The organism is Corynebacterium sp. HMSC034E11 (genome assembly GCF_001835905.1).
GTDB lineage: Bacteria > Actinomycetota > Actinomycetes > Mycobacteriales > Mycobacteriaceae > Corynebacterium > Corynebacterium coyleae.
Genome location: NZ_KV826423.1, coordinates 1 through 863, shown reverse-complemented (window position 1 = coordinate 863; position 863 = coordinate 1). Strand labels below are relative to the sequence as shown.

Sequence of the window (863 nt, the reverse complement as noted above, 5' to 3'; positions counted from 1 at the left end):
GCAAGCGTTACACCACACTAAGGGACGCAACCGTAGAAGCATTATCCGGCACGATGACCGCCGGGATTTTGCCGAGATAATTCAATGCTTTGACGTGGCACTCAATCCAAGCCGGCATCTTCTCATTCGCAGCAGCAGTGACATACATCAGCCCTGAGTACGGGCTTACCGCGACAAACAGTGATGCCTTGAATGCAATATCCCCACTGGCTTGATCGAGCACCGCTACTTTGTCACCGGCCCAATCCACGTAGAGCTCTTGGCCCGGTTCATGGGTGATGACCTCGACGAGATCATTGGCGCGGAGAAATTCATTGAGCCCACTGCAAAACTGGGTGTACTGGTACTTTGTCTTGTCAGTCGGGCAAGGCTGCGACAGGTAGTCCATCCACAGCTTGTGCCTGGTCAAATGCTTATTGCTTTTGAGTTTGTGTGCAAGACCTTGAAAATCCGGCTGGTCGTAGGACAGTGTGCGCTTGCTGCGGCCGTCGCTGAATCGCTCATCGAACCATCCCGGTGGAAGCTGACGGAACGTCTCTAAACTCAGTGACTCCTCAGCGATGATCTTCTTTGCGCGGGATACTTCTCGTCGTGAACACCCCAATGCATGTGTGATCTGTGCGTAGCTTGCACCGTCAAGGCACATCGCGACGATTTGTTTGAAGTTGGCCACAAAGACCGGCTCCTTCCAAGTAGAGGTTGACGCGGCACCATCGAAGTACGGCGCCGCCAACATCAACTATGAAAGAAACCCCCTCGCAGTACCGGGTACGCGGAACACCGGTACCAACTACGCGGACTCGCGGTACCAACTACCCCAAATCGACATGTGCTGAGTGCGCGTAGTTGGTAGGGGTATTCCG

1 protein-coding gene is annotated in these 863 nt (G+C 54.1%); it reads right to left on the bottom strand.

Annotation, left to right across the window (positions count from 1 at the left end):
- Window positions 1-7: 7 nt before the first annotated feature.
- Entirely contained in the window at window positions 8-673 is a 666-nt protein-coding gene (locus HMPREF2690_RS11560; protein ID WP_070820958.1) for a DDE-type integrase/transposase/recombinase, read from the bottom strand.
- Window positions 674-863 lie beyond the last annotated feature (190 nt).